At 70.4% G+C, this 18,641-nt stretch carries 17 protein-coding genes and 1 pseudogene; 9 read left to right on the top strand and 9 right to left on the bottom strand.

Annotated elements, in window-relative coordinates; translation table 11 throughout:
• The first annotated feature begins 24 nt into the window (after nt 1-24).
• Nucleotides 25-1,038 carry an NADP-dependent oxidoreductase gene (locus tag AC5JOC_RS01565; RefSeq protein ID WP_085511912.1) on the top strand — a complete coding sequence of 338 codons (1,014 nt, stop codon included), beginning with the start codon at nt 25-27 and terminating at the stop codon, nt 1,036-1,038.
• 79 nt (nt 1,039-1,117) lie between these two features.
• Here AC5JOC_RS01565 and AC5JOC_RS01560 read toward each other — a convergent pair whose 3' ends face one another.
• Nucleotides 1,118-2,215 (bottom strand): Glu/Leu/Phe/Val dehydrogenase family protein, encoded by a 1,098-nt coding sequence (locus tag AC5JOC_RS01560; protein ID WP_079704990.1) that lies wholly within the window; start codon nt 2,213-2,215, stop codon nt 1,118-1,120.
• A gap of 164 nt (nt 2,216-2,379) precedes the next feature.
• Between AC5JOC_RS01560 and AC5JOC_RS01555 the strand changes: the two genes are divergently transcribed.
• From AC5JOC_RS01555 to AC5JOC_RS01545, 3 genes are all read left to right on the top strand, one after another.
• Entirely contained in the window at nt 2,380-3,300 is a 921-nt protein-coding gene (locus AC5JOC_RS01555; protein WP_079704991.1) for an AEC family transporter, read from the top strand.
• A gap of 161 nt (nt 3,301-3,461) precedes the next feature.
• Nucleotides 3,462-5,054 carry an amino acid permease gene (locus AC5JOC_RS01550; RefSeq protein WP_494244965.1) on the top strand — a complete coding sequence of 531 codons (1,593 nt, stop codon included), beginning with the start codon at nt 3,462-3,464 and terminating at the stop codon, nt 5,052-5,054.
• A gap of 159 nt (nt 5,055-5,213) precedes the next feature.
• Complete coding sequence (locus tag AC5JOC_RS01545) at nt 5,214-6,794, top strand: DUF4832 domain-containing protein (protein ID WP_494244963.1); 1,581 nt, start codon at nt 5,214-5,216, stop codon at nt 6,792-6,794.
• A 26-nt stretch (nt 6,795-6,820) separates the two neighbouring features.
• Here AC5JOC_RS01545 and AC5JOC_RS01540 read toward each other — a convergent pair whose 3' ends face one another.
• Nucleotides 6,821-7,696: an exodeoxyribonuclease III gene (locus AC5JOC_RS01540; RefSeq protein ID WP_071262231.1), complete on the bottom strand. Its 876-nt coding sequence runs from the start codon at nt 7,694-7,696 to the stop codon at nt 6,821-6,823.
• Nucleotides 7,697-7,867: 171 nt separating this feature from the next.
• Here AC5JOC_RS01540 and AC5JOC_RS01535 point away from each other — a divergent pair, with 171 nt between their 5' ends.
• A complete protein-coding gene (locus tag AC5JOC_RS01535; RefSeq protein ID WP_079704994.1) occupies nt 7,868-8,566 on the top strand; it encodes a DedA family protein in 699 nt (232 codons plus the stop codon).
• A gap of 90 nt (nt 8,567-8,656) precedes the next feature.
• Here the strand turns inward: AC5JOC_RS01535 and AC5JOC_RS01530 are convergent, their stop codons facing one another.
• Entirely contained in the window at nt 8,657-9,607 is a 951-nt protein-coding gene (locus AC5JOC_RS01530) for a LysR family transcriptional regulator (protein WP_079704995.1), read from the bottom strand.
• Between the two features lie 71 nt (nt 9,608-9,678).
• Between AC5JOC_RS01530 and AC5JOC_RS01525 the strand changes: the two genes are divergently transcribed.
• Entirely contained in the window at nt 9,679-9,801 is a 123-nt protein-coding gene (locus tag AC5JOC_RS01525) for a hypothetical protein (protein ID WP_255376692.1), read from the top strand.
• A gap of 90 nt (nt 9,802-9,891) precedes the next feature.
• On the opposite strand, the gene AC5JOC_RS01520 is transcribed toward AC5JOC_RS01525, so the two are convergent.
• From AC5JOC_RS01520 to AC5JOC_RS01495, 6 genes and pseudogenes are all read right to left on the bottom strand, one after another.
• Nucleotides 9,892-10,269 (bottom strand): FadR/GntR family transcriptional regulator, encoded by a 378-nt coding sequence (locus AC5JOC_RS01520; RefSeq protein WP_494245166.1) that lies wholly within the window; start codon nt 10,267-10,269, stop codon nt 9,892-9,894.
• A complete protein-coding gene (locus tag AC5JOC_RS01515) occupies nt 10,208-10,657 on the bottom strand; it encodes a FadR/GntR family transcriptional regulator (RefSeq protein WP_494244961.1) in 450 nt (149 codons plus the stop codon). Before AC5JOC_RS01515 ends, AC5JOC_RS01520 begins: the two co-directional genes overlap by 62 nt.
• 53 nt (nt 10,658-10,710) lie before the next feature.
• A complete protein-coding gene (locus AC5JOC_RS01510) occupies nt 10,711-11,499 on the bottom strand; it encodes a 3-oxoacyl-ACP reductase (RefSeq protein WP_194718745.1) in 789 nt (262 codons plus the stop codon).
• Nucleotides 11,500-11,562: 63 nt separating this feature from the next.
• Nucleotides 11,563-12,918: an aldehyde dehydrogenase family protein gene (locus AC5JOC_RS01505; protein ID WP_124768612.1), complete on the bottom strand. Its 1,356-nt coding sequence runs from the start codon at nt 12,916-12,918 to the stop codon at nt 11,563-11,565.
• A gap of 139 nt (nt 12,919-13,057) precedes the next feature.
• Nucleotides 13,058-13,756: pseudogene (locus AC5JOC_RS01500) on the bottom strand (gamma-glutamyl-gamma-aminobutyrate hydrolase family protein); the annotation flags it as partial.
• Nucleotides 13,743-15,110 (bottom strand): glutamine synthetase family protein, encoded by a 1,368-nt coding sequence (locus tag AC5JOC_RS01495; protein ID WP_079704999.1) that lies wholly within the window; start codon nt 15,108-15,110, stop codon nt 13,743-13,745. The gene AC5JOC_RS01495 and the pseudogene AC5JOC_RS01500, both read right to left, overlap by 14 nt.
• Before the next feature lie 239 nt (nt 15,111-15,349).
• Here AC5JOC_RS01495 and AC5JOC_RS01490 point away from each other — a divergent pair, with 239 nt between their 5' ends.
• From AC5JOC_RS01490 to AC5JOC_RS01480, 3 genes are all read left to right on the top strand, one after another.
• Nucleotides 15,350-16,906 carry an amino acid permease gene (locus tag AC5JOC_RS01490; RefSeq protein ID WP_192004486.1) on the top strand — a complete coding sequence of 519 codons (1,557 nt, stop codon included), beginning with the start codon at nt 15,350-15,352 and terminating at the stop codon, nt 16,904-16,906.
• Nucleotides 16,907-17,067: 161 nt separating this feature from the next.
• Entirely contained in the window at nt 17,068-17,616 is a 549-nt protein-coding gene (gene pyrE, locus AC5JOC_RS01485; RefSeq protein WP_175116436.1) for an orotate phosphoribosyltransferase, read from the top strand.
• Nucleotides 17,616-18,638, top strand: a complete 1,023-nt coding sequence (locus tag AC5JOC_RS01480) for a hypothetical protein (RefSeq protein WP_494244957.1) — start codon at nt 17,616-17,618, stop codon at nt 18,636-18,638. Before pyrE ends, AC5JOC_RS01480 begins: the two co-directional genes overlap by 1 nt.
• Nucleotides 18,639-18,641 lie beyond the last annotated feature (3 nt).

Here is an 18,641-nt window from a genome sequence, read left to right as displayed (position 1 = left end):
CACCGCACCAAGGAAAGGCACCACATGAACACCCCCGCGCTCAGCACCCAGATCCAGCTCGTCTCGCGACCGGTCGGCTGGCCGACCGAGTCCGACTTCCGGACCGTCTCCGTCGAACTCCCGGAGCTCGCGCCCGGCCAGCTCCGGGTCCAGAACCTCTTCCTCTCCGTCGACCCCTACATGCGCGGTCGCATGAACGACGCCCGCTCCTACGTCGCGCCGTACCAGCTCGGTGAGACGATGACCGGCGGCGCCATCGGCCGGGTCGTCGAGTCGGCCGCCGAGGGCTTCTCCGTCGGCGACGTCGTCCTGCACCAGTTCGGCTGGCGCGACCTCGTCCAGGAGGACGCCAGCGGGTTCCGCGTCGTGCCTGAGCTCCCCGGCGTCCCGCTGTCCGCCTACCTCGGCGTCCTCGGCATGACGGCCCTCACCGCGTACGTCGGTCTGCTCGAGGTCGCCAAGTTCCGGGAGGGCGACACGGTGTTCGTCTCCGGTGCTGCAGGTGCCGTCGGCACGATGGTCGGCCAGATCGCCCGTCTCAAGGGCGCGAAGCGCGTCATCGGTTCGGCCGGATCGGCTGAGAAGGTCGCCCTGCTGACGGAGAAGTACGGCTACGACGCCGCGTTCAACTACAAGGACGGCCCCGTCACCGAGCAGCTCGCGGCCGCGGCACCCGACGGCATCGACGTGTACTTCGACAACGTCGGCGGCGAGCACCTCGAAGCGGCGATCGACGCCTTCAACGACGGCGGACGCGCAGCGCTCTGCGGCGTCATCTCGCAGATCAACGACACCGAGCGTGCCGAGGGCCCGCGCAACCTGTCGAACATCGTGACCCGCGGGCTCACCCTCACGGGCTTCACCGTCGGCAACTACACGCAGCACTTCCCGGCGTTCTCCGGTGAGATGGGCGCCTGGTTGCAGAACGGCGACGTCGTCTTCGACGAGACCGTCTACGAGGGCCTCGACCACACGCTCGACGCGTTCCTCGCGCTCATGCGCGGCGCCAACACCGGGAAGATGGTCGTCAAGCTCTGACGCGATCCCTCGACCTCGCCTGACACCGGCGATCGACGGCCCGTCCACCCGCTCCGGGTGGACGGGCCGTTCGTCGTCGTCAGACCGCTGCGAGGACCCCGCCGGCCGCATCGATGCGGGCCATCGCGAGGCGTTCGGCGGCGACGAGCGTCGTGACGCCCTCCGCTGCGGCGTCCCGGTAGATCGACTGCACGGTCCGCCCGATCGCCGACACCCGCTGCTCGATGGCAGCGGCATCGGCGCCCGGTTCGGACGCCATGGCGAGGTAGATCACGCCGCCCGCGTTCGCGACGAAGTCCGGCGCCCACAGGATGCCGCGCTCCTCGAGGGCCACCGCGTCGGCGCGGGAGGCGAGCTGGTTGTTCGCCGCCCCGACCACGGCGCGACACCGCAGCTGCCCGATCACCCGGGCGTTCAGGGCGCCGCCGACGCCGCACGGCACGAAGAGGTCCGTCTCGACGAGGTGCTCGTCGCCCGGTTCGATCCAGCTGGCGCCGATCTCCTCGGCGAGGGCGCGCTTCCGTGGGTCGACGTCGGTGACGATGAGGCGAGCACCCTCGGCCGCGAGCCGTCGGGCCAGACGGCCGCCGACCTGGCCGAGCCCGGAGATCGTCGCCCGGTGGCCCGCGACGAGCGGGGTGCCGAAGACCGTCTCGAGCGTCGCGGTGATGGCCGCGTGCACGCCGGCCGCCGTCGCCTCGCTCGGTTCGCCGACGCCACCGCGGTCGGCCGGCAGCCCGCTGACGTGGTCGGTCCGCTCGGCGACGACGGCCATGTCCTCGGCGGTCGTGCCGACGTCCTCCGCGGTGCGATAGGCGCCGCCGAGCGCTTCGACCGCGTCGCCGAGGTCGAGCATCGCGTCGCGGCGCTCCGCGGGGTCGAGGGTCGTGCCGACGGGCAGGTGGATGACGGACTTGCCGCCGCCGTGCGCGAGACCGGCGGCCGCGTTCTTCATCGTCATCCCCGCGGCGAGGCGGAGGGAGTCGTCGACGGCCTCGAGCCAGGACCCGTACCGCCAGAGTCGCGCGCCGCCGAGGGCCGGCCCCAGGGCGGTGGAGTGCAGGGCGACGCTGATGGTCAGCCCGGAGCGCGGTCCGCGGCTGATGGAGAGGCGTTCGTGGGGGAGGGTGGTGCTGTGCATCGCGTCGCTGGACGCGACCGGGTCGAATGACGTCATCGTCGGATCTCCTCGTGGGTGATTGGTGCGGGCTCCTGGTGGGAGCGGATCGCAGGGCGATGGTGGTGCCCGGCTCTCCTCCCCAGATTCTCCACGCCGACCGCCCGCTCCACAACCGTCGGCTCGACCGGGCCGCCGGACGGGCTGCACCTAGGCTGGACGGCATGGGCGGAGTGCTGACGGGGTTCGCGATCATCGGCACCGTGATCCTCGTCGGCTACCTCGCCGGGCGTCTCGAGGTCGGGGGCCCGACGACCGGGCACGTGCTCAACCGGGTGGCGTTCTTCGTCACCAACCCGGCGCTGCTGTTCACCGTGCTCGCCACGGCCGACCTGCACGAGGTGTTCAGCAGTTTCATCTGGGTCGCCCTCGCGAGTGCCCTGTCGGCCGCCGCGCTCTTCGTGCTGCTGAACGCCGTGTGGCTCCGCAAGGACCTCTCGGTCGCGACGATCGGCGCGCTCGGCTCGGGCTACGTCAACGCCAACAACATCGGCATCCCGGTGGCGGTCTACGTCCTCGGCGAGGCCGGCTACGTCGCCCCGGTCATCCTGCTGCAGCTCCTCGTCTTCGCCCCGATCGCGCTCACCATCCTCGACGTCAGACAGCGCGGCTCCGTCTCCTTCCTCGGCATCGTGACGCAGCCCTTCCGCAACCCGATGATCGTCGCGTCGATCGTCGGCGTCGTACTCAACCTCTTCGGCGTCCGGCTCCCCGAGCCCGTCATGGCCCCGTTCGAGCTCCTCGGCGGCGCGGCCGTGCCGCTCATCCTCATGGCGTTCGGCATGTCGCTGCACGGCATGCGGCCGTTGCAGGCCGGCAGCGGACGTCGGGAGATCTTCGTGGCGACGGCGATCAAATCGGTCGTGATGCCCGGGTTCGCCTACCTCATCGCGCACTTCGGGTTCGGGCTGAGCGGCACGCCGTTGTTCGCCTCCGTCGTCCTCGCCGCCCTCCCGGCGGCCCAGAACGTCTACAACTTCGCCAGCCGGTACGAGCAGGGCGTCACGCTCGCCCGCGACACGGTCCTGCTGACGACGATCCTCTCCGTGCCGGTCCTCGTCGTCGTCGCCGCCCTGCTCGCCTGACCCCCGGGAACCGGTCCGTCCGAAGCGCCGCTGTCCTCCGAAGCATGGACAGCGATGGCCGGAAAAGCCGAACGATCGCGACTACTCTTGGGCGGGCACGACTGAGATATACCACCGTCCAGTCCGGCGGAGCGCCGTCGGACCCGACCCGATGGGACGACATGACCGAAGGCACGACCCCACGACACGAACGTTCCGGAGACTGGGCCGCATCCCGCGAGACCGTCGGCGACGAGATGCTCGCCGTGCAGGACTTCTCCGGCGAGGAGGAGGGGTACCACAAGACCCTCAAGCCGCGGCAGATCCAGATGATCGCGATCGGCGGCGCGATCGGCACCGGGCTCTTCCTCGGTGCGGGTGGCCGCCTGAACAGCTCCGGCCCGGCGCTCATCCTCGTGTACGCGCTCTGCGGGTTCTTCGCCTTCCTCATCCTGCGCGCCCTCGGTGAACTCGTCCTCCACCGTCCGTCCTCGGGCTCGTTCATCTCCTACGCCCGGGAGTTCTACGGCGAGAAGATGGCGTTCGGCGCGGGGTGGTTGTACTTCCTCAACTGGGCGATGACCTCGATCGTCGACGTCACCGCGGCCGCGCTCTACATCAAGACCTTCGGCAAGCTGTTCGGCTGGAAGGAGCTCGAGGACTTCCCGCAGTGGGTCTTCGCGCTCGCCGCTCTGGTGGTGGTGCTGGCGCTCAACCTCGTCTCCGTCAAGCTGTTCGGCGAGATGGAGTTCTGGTTCGCGCTCATCAAGGTGTCGGCGCTGGTGATCTTCCTCATCGTCGGCGTCTGCTTCATCGTCTTCGGCGGACGCACCGACATCGGCGCCGTCGGATTCTCGGTCATCGGCGACAACGGCGGGCTGTTCCCGGTCGGCGCCTTCGCCCCGATGATCGCGATCTCCGGTGTGGTCTTCGCCTACGCGGCCATCGAGCTCGTGGGCACGGCGGCCGGTGAGACGGCCGAACCGAAGAAGATCATGCCGAAGGCCGTCAACACGGTCATCTTCCGCATCGCGATCTTCTACGTCGGCTCGGTGCTGCTCCTGTCGCTCCTGCTGCCCTACACGGCCTACCAGGCCGGTGAGAGCCCGTTCGTCACCTTCTTCTCGCACATCGGGTCGGAGCAGGCCGGGGCGATCTCGGCGTCGGTCATGAACTTCGTCGTGTTGACGGCGGCGCTGTCGAGCCTCAACGCGGGGCTCTACTCGACCGGTCGCATCCTCCGCTCGATGGCCGTCAACGGTTCGGCCCCCGCGTTCACCGGCAAGATGAGCAAGAACGGCGTCCCCTTCGGCGGCATCCTGCTCACCGCAGCGCTCACCCTGCTCGGCGTCCTGCTGAACGCGCTCTACCCGTCGAAGGCGTTCGAGATCGTGCTCGAGATCTCGGCCATCGGCATCATCGGCGGCTGGGCGACGATCATCCTCTGCCAGATCCAGCTGCAGCGCTGGGCGAAGCAGGGCAAGGTCGAGCGGCCGTCGTTCCGCTTGTTCGGGGCACCGTTCACGTCGTATCTGACCCTCGCGTTCCTCCTGTTCGTCCTCGTGACCATGGGCTTCTCGGAGACCGGGCGCTGGGTCCTCGCCTCCCTCATCGTCCTCATCCCGATGCTCATCGTCGGATGGTTCGCCGCCAAGCCGCGGATCATGGCCGCCGCGGCCGCACGCGAGGGGCACACGGGCACCTGGCCGGTGGTGGCCGAGCGCCCCGCCATCGATGCGAACAAGCGGAAGCGCGGGGGCGCACCGCGGTCCTAGCGGGAGTGCGGGTACCGGCGGGTCGGCGGTTCACGGGGAATCGCTAAGCGATAGTGATCACTTCGGGTCGGTTTCGAGCATTCCCTTGCACCTCGGGTGTCGGTTCAGCAGGATGTGGGCAACCTCTTCCGTGCACCACCGGACCCCGCTGGAGTTCCCGTGAACCGTCGTCTCCGTCTCGTCGCCGTGCTCGCCGCGTGCGGCATCGTCGTCGCCACACCGCTGAGCGCTGCGGCGCAAGCACCCGCCCCGACCTCGGCCGACACGGTCGCCTACGAGCCGAGCGACGCGATCATCGCGAATCCCGAGCGCGGCTTCGACCACACGAACAACACGCACTACTACCCCGAGGGGACCGAGGGCGGGCCGGGGTACACGCCGCTCGACGTCGCCACCCTGGCGGCCTACCGCGAGGAGGGCATCACCGAACTCGTCCGCGTCTTCTACCTGGAACGGTTCGTGGCCGAGCCGACCCTCGACCCGGCCTGGCTCGCGCTCGTCCAGGCTGACTTCGACGCGGCTCGCACCGCCGGCATCTCGATCATCCCCCGCTTCGCGTACCTCGCCGGTGGCGACTTCCCGTACACGCCGCCGTATGGCGACGCACCGCTCGACATCGTGCTCACCCACATCGAGCAGCTCACGCCGATCTTCCAGGACAACGCCGACGTCATCTCCGTCGTCCAGGCCGGCTTCGTCGGCCTCTGGGGTGAGGGCTACTACACGGACCACTTCGCCGCGGACCCGGCGAACCCCGGTGTCCTCACGGACGAGGACTGGGCGAAGCGTCGCGCGGTCGTCGAGGCGCTCCTCGAGGCGGTGCCCGCCGACCGCTCCATCCAGGTGCGGACCATGAACATGAAGCAGAACATCCTCGGGGTGCCGTCCGGGACCGCTGGGGCCATCACCGAGGCGCAGGCGTTCGACGGCAGCGCCATCTCGCGCATCGGTCACCACAACGACTGCTTCCTCGCGGCACCCGACGACTGGGGCACGTACCTGTCGGACCCGATCTCGCTCGATCAGGACTACCTCGCGCAGGAGAGCGAGTGGGTGCCGGTCGGTGGTGAGACCTGCAACGTGAACCCGCCGCGGTCGGAGTGGGCGACCGCCTCGGCCGAGATGGAGCGGTACAACTTCAGCTACCTCAACTGGGACTACCTGCAGGACGTCCTGCAGTCCTGGGGCCAGGAGAACCTCGACACCACCGCGAAGCGACTCGGCTACCGCTTCGTGATGACGGAGAGCTCGGTCGCGGACGGCACGCTCTCGCTCACGGTCCGGAACGACGGTTGGGCGGCACCGTACAACAGCCGGCCCGCCTACCTCGTGCTGTCGAACGCCGAGCGCACGGTGCGCGTCCCGTTCGGTTCGGACGCCCGCACCTGGGGTGCGGGGGAGACCGTCACACTCCAGGCGTCACTCGCCGACGTCCCGGCCGGTCGCTACGACACGGCGCTGTCGCTGCCGGCCACGCACGAGTCGGTCGCGGCGAACCCGCTCTACGCCGTCCAGACGGCGAACGTCGGCACCTGGGACGCGGCGACCGGCGTGAACAGCCTGCAGCGTCAGGTGACCGTCGGCGCCGACGGGGTCGTCATGGCCGAACCGGTGGCCGGTGCTGCGGCCAGACTGCCCGACACGGGCGTCTCGTCGCTCGCTCCCGCGGTCCTCGGCGGTGGCGTGGTGGCACTCGGAGCCCTCGCGCTCCTGCTCGCCCGCCGGCGTCGGAACGCCTGACCGGACTCGAGTGAGGGGGCGCCGGCTCAGCCGAAGATCATCGGCGAGTCGTCGTCCTCTTCCTCGGAGAGGGTGAAGTCGAGGTCGACGACGACGGGAACGTGGTCGCTCGGACTGTCGCCCTTGCGCTCGTTGCGGTGGATCGACGCCTCGACGACGTGGTCCGCGAACGCCTGTGAGCCGTAGATGAAGTCGATCCGGAGGCCCTCGTTGCGGGGGAACCGGAGCTGCTTGTAGTCCCAGAAGGTGTAGCCCTCGGGGACGAACGGTCGGACGGTGTCCTGGAGTCCCGCGTCGACGAAGGCCGCGAGGGCGGCGCGCTCCGGTGCGGAGATGTGGGTCGAGCCAGGGCCGAAGCTCGGGTCGCCGACGTCGGAGTCGAGCGGCGCGACGTTCCAGTCGCCCATGAGTGCGAGCGGCAGCTCGGGGTTCTCGGCGAGCCAGGAGCGGGTGTCGGCTTCGAGCGCGGCGAGCCAGCGGAGCTTGTAGTCGTAGTGCGGGTCGCCGACCGCGCGGCCGTTCGGGACGTACAGGCTCCAGAGGCGGACGCCGTCGACCGTCGCGCCGATGGCTCGCGCTTCGAGCGGCAGGCCGTCGGCGTCGAAGCCGGGACCGTCCAGCGCGAGGCTCGCCGGTGGCTTGCCGAAGCCGGGCATGTCGGGGAAGCCGATCTGCACGTCCTCCATCGGAAGGCGGCTGGCGATGCCGACGCCGTTCCACTGGCTGAGCCCGTGGAGCTCCACCTGGTAGCCGGCCTTCGTGAAGGCCTCCATCGGGAACTGCTCGGGCTTGCACTTGAGCTCCTGCATGGCGAGGACGTCGACGTCCTCTCGGACGAGCCAGTCGACCACGCGGCCGACGCGGGTACGGATCGAGTTGACGTTCCAGGTGGCGATGCGCATGCCCCAACGCTATCGGTTTCCTTTCTCAGGAGACCTCCGGCGTGTCGCCCCGGGGGAGGGTCGCCACGCCGGAGAGGTCCTGAGAAAGGACCGGTTCGGTGGAGCCGACGGGTGGGGGATTGAGCGGAGGTTCCCAGGGATGGCGAGCGGGTGTCGCGTAGCGTCGAGGGTATGACGACGTCCACCGCCGCCACGTTCAGCCTGTCCGCAGCCTCGACCGGAGGGGACAGTGCCCTCGGAGGGGTCGCCGACTGGGCGGTCGACCTCATGGAGACGTTGGGTGGTCCGGGAGCCGGGCTCGCCATCGCCCTCGAGAACCTCTTCCCGCCGTTGCCGAGCGAGATCATCCTGCCGCTCGCCGGATTCGCCGCCAGTCAGGGCAAGCTCGGTCTCGTCGAGGTCCTCATCTGGACGACGGCCGGTTCCGTGATCGGCGCGCTGGCCCTCTACGCGATCGGCGCCGTCCTCGGACGTGACCGCATGCGCCGCCTCGCTGAGCGGGTCCCGCTCGTCCACGTCGAGGACGTCGACCGCGTCGAGGCCTGGTTCCAGAAGCACGGCTCGAAGGCGGTGTTCTTCGGGCGGATGCTCCCGATCTTCCGGAGCCTCATCTCGGTCCCCGCCGGCGTCGAACGCATGCCGGTCCTGCGGTTCACCCTGCTCACCTTCGCGGGCAGCGCCATCTGGAACACCATCTTCGTGCTCGCCGGCTTCTTCCTGGGCGAGCAGTGGCACATCGTCGAGGAGTACGCGGGCATCCTGCAGAAGGTGGTCATCGCAGGCGTCGTGATCGCCGTCGGCGTCGCGGTCTGGCGCGGCGTGCAGCGGTACCGCCGGGAGCGCAGCGGCGCCGGTCGGGCCGAGGGCTGACCGTCCCCGCGGGACCGTTCTCAGGACGCTTGCGGTGTGTCCGTCGTCGCCGCCACCGGCGCACCGACGGACTCCTGAGAACGGTCCCGCTCACACCCAGCGGGGCGTGGTGAGTTCCTCGGGCTCCGGCGCGGTGTGCGAAGCGGCGACCGACTGCGCCTCCACGCGGATCGCGTCGAGGACGGTCCGCACCGCCAGCCGTTCGGCGCGGTCGGGACGCGACAGCGCGACGATCCGACGCGTCGCGTCGAGCCCCGCGAGCGGACGGAGGACGATGCCGCGCTCCGGACCGCTGGCCGTGTATCGCGGGAGGAGGCCGATACCGAGGCCCGCCGCGACCATCGCCTCGGCGATGCGGTTGTCGCTCACCCGCTGCACCACTCGGAGCTCGCCGCCCGATTCGGCCTCGATGCTGCGGAGCAGGCGGTCGAGCGGATAGCCGACCGGCACGCCGATCCAGGACTCGTCCGCGAGGTCCGCCGGGGTCAGGACGGTCTGGCCACTGAGGCGATGCCCGACCGGCAGCACGACGTCGAGCGGCTCGGAGAGCAGCTGCGTGATGCGGAGACCGCGACGGACCCAGTTGCGCTCGCCGCTGATCGCCTGCGCGATGACGATGTCGAAGTCGGCCGCCAGGTCGGGGAAGTCCTCGAGGTCGGGGTCTCGGTCGCTCACGACGACCCGCAGGCCGGGTACCGCTTCGAGCGTGCGGAGCACGGCGGGTACGACCATCTGCCCGAAGGTGGGGAAGGTCGCGACCGTGACGGTGCCGATCGGACGGTTGCGGTACTCGTCCCACACGCTCGTCGCCCGCTCGATCGCGACGGCGACGTCCGTGGCGCTGGCCGCGAGTGCCCGGCCGGCGTCGGTGAGGACGAGGCCGCGACCACGCCGTTCGGTGAGCGGCAGGCCGGCCTCGCGCTCGAGGACCTTGAGCTGTTGGGAGACCGCGGACGGGGTGCGATGCGTGGCTTCGGCGACGGCGTGCACCGTGCCGCGCTCGGCGAGTTCGCGAAGCAGGTCGAGTCGGCGGACATCCATGTAGCGATGCTACCGAGTAGCGTCAGTATTGTTCGCTTGTCCTTCACGGCTGACAGGCGTTTCATAGAACCATGACCATCTATCTCGGCATCATCGCCCTCCTCGCTGCGAGTGCAGCCGTCGGATCGGTCGTCGTCGTCAAGCGCGACGGCTACCGTGCCATCCCGGCCCGCACCTACCCGAAGTCCTTCTAGGACCTCGCACCCGCCGGCCCGGCCGGCGCATCCGACCTCCTCGCGACTCGTCGCCGGGAGGTCGTTCCATGTCCGCGCCGCGACAGGCGCTCAGGCGAGGAAGCCGCGCAGGAGCGCCTCGGAGCCGGCGACGTGCTCGGCCATCGCCTGCGCCGCCTCCTCGGGGTGACCGCGCAGGATCGCCTTGACGATGCGCTCGTGCTGCTCGTCGGAGTGCGCGATGTTCACGGCCAGCAGCGGGATGCCGTTGAGGAGTTCGTTGACCCGCATGCGTGACTCGGCGACGAGTGGCAGGAGGCTGGGGGCACCCACGAGCTCCGCGATGAGCAGGTGGAGGCGGGAGTCGTGGCGGCGGTAGTCGGCGGGCGCCGCGTCCCGGCAGTCTCCGAGCGCCTGCCACAGGCGTTCACGGTCTGCTCCGGAGAGCTTGCACTGCGCCGCCTCGCGCGCCGCACCGACCTCGAGGATGCTGCGGAGCGTGAGCGTGTCCTCGATCTCCGCCGCCGAGATCGTGACCCTGCCGACCTCGGGGGAGTCGGTCCGCGTTGATCGCTTCGTCGTCGGGCAACTCGTCCATGACGAACGTCCCGCCGTAGCGCCCGCGCCGCGAGGTCAGGTAACCGGCCTCGGTGAGCGCGGCGATCGCATCCCGCACCGTGTCGCGGCTGACCCCCTGCATCGTCGCGAGTTCGCGCTCGGCCGGTAGTCGGCCGCCCGGCTCGATGAGCCCGAGGCGGATGGACTGCAGGAGCCGCTGGACGGTCTCCTCGAAGGCGTTCCCGGCGCGGCCCGGACGCAGGAGGAGCTCGGCGCTGAGCACCTCGGTCGCCTCGTCGCCCTTCCGCGTCTCGCTCATCGGATCAGTCTATTTCCCCGGGGTCGCGTCCCCCGCCCGGGCATGTCGTCAGCTCATTCCGGTGTCACGTAGGCGGAGGAGATGCCGCCGTCGACGAGGAACGTCGACCCGGTGATGAAGGACGAGTCGTCGCTCGCGAGGAAGGCGACGGAGGCGGCCAACTCCTCGGGCTCCGCGAACCGACCGAGGGGGATGTGCACGAGTCGCCGCTGCGCGCGCACCGGATCCTTCGCGAAGAGCTCCTGCAGCAGCGCGGTGTTGACGGGACCCGGGCAGAGGGCGTTGACGCGGATGCCCTGCCGCGCGAACTGCACGCCGAGCTCGCGGCTCATCGCGAGCACTCCGCCCTTGGACGCCGTGTACGAGATCTGCGAGGTGGCCGAACCGAGGACGGCGACGAACGACGCCGTGTTGATGATCGAGCCCTTCCCCTGCCGCACCATGTGGCGGATGGCGGCGCGCGAGCACAGGTAGACCGACTTGAGGTTCACGTCCTGCACGCGCTCCCAGGCCGGGAGCTCGGTCGTCTCGATCGAGTCGTCGTCGGGTGGGGAGATGCCGGCGTTGTTGAAGGCGATGTCGACCGAGCCGTAGGTCTCGGCCGCGGTGTCGAACAGGTGGTCGACCTGCGCCTGGTCGGTCACGTCGACCTGGACGAAGAGCCCACCGACGAGCTCGGCCGCCGCCTGGCCGGTCGTGGGGTCGAGGTCGCCGATGACGACGGTCGCGCCCTCCGCGGCGAAGCGCTTCGCGGTGGCGAGGCCGATGCCGCTCGCGCCGCCGGTGATCACGGCGACCTTCCCGGCGAGCCGCTGGGTGAGGTCGATGGGGGTGATGGTCATGTGGTGCTCTTTCTCTCTGCCCCGCCCTTCGACAAGCTCAGGGACCGGGGTGGTGCGGGTCGTTCAGTCGACGGCGAGGAAGACGTTCTTCGTCTCGGTGAAGGCGAGCGGGGCGTCGGGACCGAGCTCGCGCCCGAGACCCGACTGCTTGAACCCGCCGAAGGGGGTGGAGTAGCGGACGGAGGAGTGGGAGTTGACCGACAGGTTGCCCGACTCCACCGCTCGAGCGGCCCGCATCGCACGGCCGATGTCGCGGGTCCAGATCGAGCCGGAGAGGCCGTACTCCGTGTCGTTCGCGAGGGTGAGGGCGTCGGCCTCGTCCTCGAAGGGCAGGACGGCGACGACGGGACCGAAGATCTCCTCCCGGACGGTGCGGTCGTCGCGGCCGGGCGTCAGCACGGTCGGCGCGAACCAGTACCCCGGGCCGTCCGGGGCGCTCCCGGTGAAGGCGACCGGCGCACCCTCGGGCACGTACGAGCGCACGGCGGCCAGATGCGGAGCGGAGACGAGCGGCCCCATCTCGGTGGCCTCGTCGTTCGGATCGCCGACGACCACACCCTGCACGGCCGGCTCCAACAGCTCCATGAACCGCTCGTAGACGCTCCGCTGGACGAGGATCCGGCTCCGGGCGCAGCAGTCCTGGCCCGCGTTCTCGAAGACGCCGTAGGGGGCGGCGGCGGCCGCGCGTTCGAGGTCGGCGTCTGCGAACACGATGTTGGCGCTCTTGCCGCCGAGTTCGAGGGTGACCCGCTTCACCTGCTCGGCCGCGCCGGCCATGATGCGCTTGCCGACGGCGGTCGACCCGGTGAAGACGACCTTCCGGACGGTCTCGTTCGTGACGAAGCGCTCGCCGACGACCGATCCGCGGCCCGGCAACACCTGGAACAGGCCCTCGGGCAGGCCGGACTCGAGGGCGAGTTCACCGAGGCGGATGCTCGTCAGGGGCGTCCACTCCGCGGGCTTCAGGACCACCGCGTTCCCCGCCGCGAGCGCCGGCGCGAAGCCCCAGGCCGCGATCGTCATCGGGAAGTTCCACGGGGTGATGATGCCGACGACGCCGAGCGGTTCGTGGAAGGTGAGGTCGATGCCCCCGGCGACGGGGATCTGCTGACCGAAGAGCCGTTCGGGTGACGCCGAGTAGTACTCGAGCACGTCGCGGACGTGACCGGCCTCCCACCGCGCCTGGGTGATGGGGTGGCCCGAGTTGACGACCTCGAGGCTCGCGAGGTGCTCGCGGTCGGCGTCGACCGATGCGGCGAACCGGCGGAGCGCCTGGGCGCGGTCGGCGGGGCTGACGGCCGCCCAGGACCGCTGGGCGACGGCGGCGCGGGCGATGGCGGCGTCCGTCTCGGCGAGGTCGAGGTGCTCGACGGTCGTGACGACGTGCTCGTTCGCCGGATTGAGGATCGTGTAGCTCACGGTGCGGTGCTCCTGCTCTCGGTGCCGGGTGTGTGCTGGTGCTGGTGCTGAGTCCTGCGGTGGTCCCGGCGTCGCGGTGTCGACGCGCGGCGTCCACGAGCCCGGCGAAGAGACGCCGGTCGGCCGTCTCCTCCTCGGGGTGCCACTGCACGGCGAGACCGAAGGGGACCGTCGGCAGCTCGACCGCCTCGATGACGCCCTCCTCGGTGCGGGCGGTGACGACGAGTCCGTCGGCGACGCGGTCGATCGACTGGTGGTGGTAGACGTGCACGTCGAGCTCGTCGTCGTCCTGCCGGAGCAGCGCGGCCAGTCGCGAGTCGGCGTCGATCGCGACGGTCTTCGGCCCGAAGACGCCCTCGCCGGGCTGGAAGGAGTCGTCGCCGACGAGGTCGGGGAGGTGCTGGACCAGCGTCCCGCCGAGCGCGACGTTCAGCAGTTGCGCGCCACGACAGATGCCGAGGAACGGCAGCTCGGCGTCGATCGCCGCCGTGAGCAGCGCCTCCTCCCAGGCGTCCCGGTCGGTCCGTGGCCGACCCGTGCGCGGGTGGGCGACCTGCCCGTACAGGCCGGGGTCGACGTCGGCGCCACCCGAGACGATGAGGCCGTCGAGCCGCGCCAGCACGGATGCGGCCACGGCACGGGTGACCGGCTGGGGTGGGAGGAGGACCGCGATCCCGCCCGCATCCGTCACGGCGTCGAGGTACACCTTCGGCAGGAAGGACGCCGGGACGTCCCACACCCCGGTCTGGGCCTGTTCGAGGTAGGTCGTGATGCCGATGAGCGGAGCGCTCGAGACGGGCGGGTCGGTCGCTGGGACGTTCGGGTCAGAGGCGTTCAAAGCCGCGCACCCGCTCCCAGTCCGTCACCGCGGCGTCGAAGGCGGCGAGTTCCACCTTCGCGAAGTTCAGGTAGTGGTCGACGACCTCGTCGCCGAAGGCCTCGCGGGCGATCGTCGACTGCGAGAAGAGCTCGGCCGCCTCCCGGAGCGACGTCGGGACGCGGGGCGCACCGCCCGTGTAGGCGTTGCCGCTGGTCGGGTCCTCGAGCTCCAGTTCGTTCTCGATGCCGTGCAGTCCGGCGGCGATGAGCGCGGCGACGGCGAGGTACTGGTTGACGTCGCCGCCCGGCACCCGGTTCTCGACGCGCATGCCGAGCCCCCGGCCGACGACCCGGAGTGAGCACGTGCGGTTGTCGTGTCCCCAGGCGACGGCCGTCGGGGCGAAGCTGCCGTCGACGTAGCGCTTGTAGGAGTTGATGTTCGGGGCGAAGAACATCGTCAGCTCGCGCATCGCGGCGAGCTGCCCGGCCAGGAAGTGCCGGAAGAGCTTCGACATGCCGTCGGGCGCGTCGGGGTCCGCGAACACGGCCGAACCGTCCTCGCCGCGGAGGCTGATGTGGATGTGGCAGCTGTTGCCCTCGCGCTCGTCGAACTTCGCCATGAACGTGAGGCTCTTGCCGTGGGCGTCGGCGATCTCCTTCGCCCCGTTCTTGTAGATCGAGTGGTTGTCGCAGGTGACGAGGGCGTGGTCGTAGCGGAACGCGATCTCCTGCTGCCCGAGGTTGCACTCGCCCTTGACGCCCTCGCAGTACATGCCGGCGCCGTCCATGGCGTTGCGGATGTCGCGCAGCAACGGCTCCATGCGGGTCGAGGCGAGGATCGCGTAGTCGATGTTGTAGTCGGTGGCGGGGGTCAGCTTCGTGTAGTCCTTCGCCCAGGCCTCCCGGAAGGTGTCGTCGAAGACGAGGAACTCGAGCTCCGTGCCGACGAACGGGACGAGGCCGCGTTCGGCGAGCCGTTCGAGCTGGGCGATGAGGATCTGACGGGGCGAAGCGACCACCGGGGCGTCGTCGAGCCACTGGAGGTCGGCGGTGACGAGGGCCGTGCCCGGCAGCCAGGGCACGCGGCGGAGGGTCGAGAAGTCGGGGATCATCGCCATGTCGCCGTAGCCGCGCTCCCAACTCGACATCGCGTAGCCGTCGACGGTGTTCATCTCGACGTCGACCGCGAGCAGGTAGTTGCAGCACTCCGCTCCGTGCTCGGCGACGTCCTCGACGAAGAGGCGGGCCGAGACGCGCTTGCCGACGAGTCGGCCCTGCATGTCGGTGAACGCGAGGATCACGGTGTCGATCTCGCGCGCGGCGACGGCCGTCGTGAGCTCCTCGAGCGTCAGGTTTCCTGAGCGTGGGTGCATGGCAGCTCCTCGTTGATCCGGGGGACCCGTCGTCGGCGTTCTGCCTCGATGGAGAACTGAAAGGTCGCGAACTCGACCATTACATCACAGCACCTCCAGCGGATCGAAGCATTTGTGAGACGGATTTCCTCACAAAGGTATGTACACGCGACCATTGCAGGTCCTAGAGTCGGGCCAACCGAATCTGAGGACGTTGTGCGAGCCCGACGAGCGCGCAACCCGAGCGACAGGACGCATCGATGGCTGACGACACGCGCAAGATCTCCGGGGTGACCTACACCGCGGCCGGCGAGGGGTACTTCGAGAAACGCAGCCTGAAGCGGTCCGCCGGGGTGTGGGGCCTCTGGGGCCTCGCCGTCGCGGCGGTCATCTCCGGCGACTTCTCCGGCTGGAACTTCGGCATCGACTTCGCCGGGTTCGGCGGCATGCTCATCGCCTTCGTCATCCTCGTCGCGATGTACTACGGCATGATCTTCTCGATCGGGGAGATGGCCGCGGCGATGCCGCACACCGGCGGGGCCTACTCGTTCGCGAGAGCGGCGATGGGTCCGCTCGGCGGGTTCGTGACCGGCCTCGCGGAGACCATCGAGTACGTCGCGACCACGGCCGTGATCGTGTACTTCTCGGCCTCCTACGCCGACGCCATCACGAGCGAGCTGCTCGGGTTCTCCATGCCGTCGCCCGTGTGGTGGGCGATCCTGTACGTCGCGTTCATCGCGCTGAACTCCGCCGGCGCCAGCATCTCCTTCCGCTTCGCCATCGTCGTCTCGATCATCTCCATCGGCATCCTGCTCGTCTTCTCCGCGATGGCGATCTTCTCCGGCCAGTTCGCCTGGGCCAACCTGTTCGACATCGCCCCCGACGCGGGCCAGACCGAGTTCCTGCCGCACGGCGTCCTCCCCATCCTGTTCGCCCTGCCCTTCGCGATGTGGTTCTTCCTCGGCATCGAGGAGCTGCCGCTCGCGGCGGAGGAGTCCCACAACCCGGTGCGCGACATCCCGAAGGCCGGGTTCTGGGCTCGTGGCACGCTCATCGTGACCGGCCTCCTCGTCCTGTTCCTCAACACCGGTGTGATCGGCGCCGAGGCGACGGGGACGGCGGGCGAGCCCCTGCTCGACGGCTTCCGGGCCATCGTCGGTGACGGTGCGGCGGCGGTCCTCGCCCTCTTCGCCCTCATCGGGCTCCTCGCCTCGCTGCAGGGCATCATGTTCGCCTACGGTCGCAACATGTACTCGCTGTCCCGCGCCGGGTACTACCCGCGGTTCCTCTCCCTCACCGGCAAGCGGCAGACGCCGTGGGTGGCCCTCGTGGCCGGGGCGATCATCGGGTTCATCGCGTTGCTCATCGTCGACGCGGCCGGCGGATCGGGCGGCGTCGCCGGGGCGATCGTGCTGAACATCGCGGTCTGGGGTGCGGTGCTCGCGTACCTCATGCAGATGATCGCGTTCCTGCTGCTGCGGAAGAAGTTCCCGAACGCCAAGCGGCCCTACCGCAGCCCCTGGGGTGTGCCGGGGGCGGTCATCGCGGCCGTCATCGCCGCGCTCATCTTCGTCGGCTTCCTGCTCAACCCGACGTTCTTGCCGGCGATCATCGCGATCGTCGTCGTGTACGTCGTCATGCTGGTCGCCTTCGCCGTCTGGGGTCGCCACCGGCTCGTCATGTCGCCGGAGGAGGAGTACGCGGTCTCGGGCGGCCTGCACGGCGACCCGGAGACGGAGGGCTACGGCGGCGCGACCGAGGCGGAGCTGCTCGCAGCCGATCGTCCCGAGGACCCGGGCTCCGGCACCGCGCGTTGACCCCCGGACGCAGCCGCCCCGACGCAGGACGTGGCGGTGTGGCGTCCCCGAGCCCCGGCGAGTCGTGCCCGACACGCCGGGGCTCTCCTGCGTCGGGGATGCGGAACGCCCCCATCCGGGCGACTGCGGCGATGGGGGTCACAGCTTGTAGACTCGTCGACGTGACGGACGCACGAGCTCAGCTCATTGACCACATCTCGGCGGAAGCCGTGTTCCACGGTGACTTCACCCTGACGAGCGGCAAGAAAGCGACGTACTACGTCGACCTCCGCAAGGTGAGCCTCGACCACCGCGTCGCGCCCCTCATCGGGCAGGTCATGATCGACCTCATCGCCGACGTCCCCGACGTCTTCGCGGTCGGTGGCCTCACCATGGGTGCCGACCCGGTGGCCGCCGCGATCCTGCACCAGGGTGCCGCGCGCGGACTCACCTACGACGCGTTCGTCGTCCGCAAGGAGCCGAAGGACCACGGCCGCGGCAAGCAGGTCGAGGGCCCCGACCTCCAGGGCAAGCGCGTGATCGTGCTGGAGGACACCTCGACCACCGGTGGGTCACCGCTCAAGGCGGCCGAAGCGCTCGAGAAGGTCGGAGCCGAGGTGGTCGCCGTCGCCGTCGTCGTCGACCGCGCGACCGGCGCCCGCGAGATCATCGAGGCCGCGGGCTACCAGTACCTGGCCGCGATCGGCCTGGAAGACCTGGGACTCGTCTGATGTCCGGCGACGGAACCGGACGCGGCGGGGCCGGGCTGCCGGACGAACCCGCGGACGGAACCGACTGGCTGCTCTCGCAGCTCGACGCCGACGACACGGAGGCGATCGAGACGCAGCCCGACACCGACGCGGTCGACGAGCAGCCGTCGGCAGCCGTCGCTCCGGTGCCCGTCGACGACGACGACGACCGGACGCGTGTCCTCCCGGTCGTCGGCGACGCCGCTGCCCAGCCCGCTGCTTCGCCGGTGACCGCGCCGGTCCCGGCCGAGCCCCAGTGGTCCGCGCCGTCCGCGCCGTCCGTGCCGGATGCGCCCGCGACCCCGACGGCCGCTGAGCCGACGCCGGCTCCGGTCGAGCCGCTGCCCGCTCCCGTCGAGCAGACGCCCGCTGCCGCCGAGCCGGCCCCCGCCGCCCCGGCCACCGCTCCCGGTGAGTTCGCGAGCGAGGCCGAACTCCTCGCCTGGTGGCAGAGCCAGGTGCCGAACCCGGCCGACGACCCGACACCGGTCCCCGCACCGCAGACGCCGGATGCACCCAGCGCGGAGCCCGCCGCACCCGCCACGCCTGCAGCCCCGGCCGACCCGCTGCCCGAGGAAGCTCCTGCCCGGTCGGAGGGTCTGCGGCACCCGAACGCCCTCGAGCTCCCGGTCGTTCCACCGACCCCTGCCCCGGCATCGCCGGTGCCGCCCGCCCGCAACGAGCTGACGGTCGACACCGACTCCGTCCTCCAGCACGCGCCCGCCGGTACCTTCCGGCCCGCGCCAACGAACCCGGTCGTCCTGCCACCGGTCGACGACGAGCCCTGGAGCCTCGGCGGCAGCGACGACACCGACGACGACGCCGCGCAGCAGCCCCGGAGGACGTCTCGACGGCCGTCCTGCCCACGGCCCGAGCACTCGCAGCCGACGACCCGGCGGCCTGGGCCGCGGTCGAAGCGGAGGAGACCGCCGCGACGACCGCCACCTCGACGCCCGCCGGCGGCACGCCCGCCGCACCGCTGCCGCCCACCGCCCCGCCGGTGACGC

The organism is Plantibacter sp. (assembly GCF_059073635.1).
Note: the sequence above shows the minus strand (reverse complement) of the source record. Positions and strands in the feature narration are given on the sequence as shown.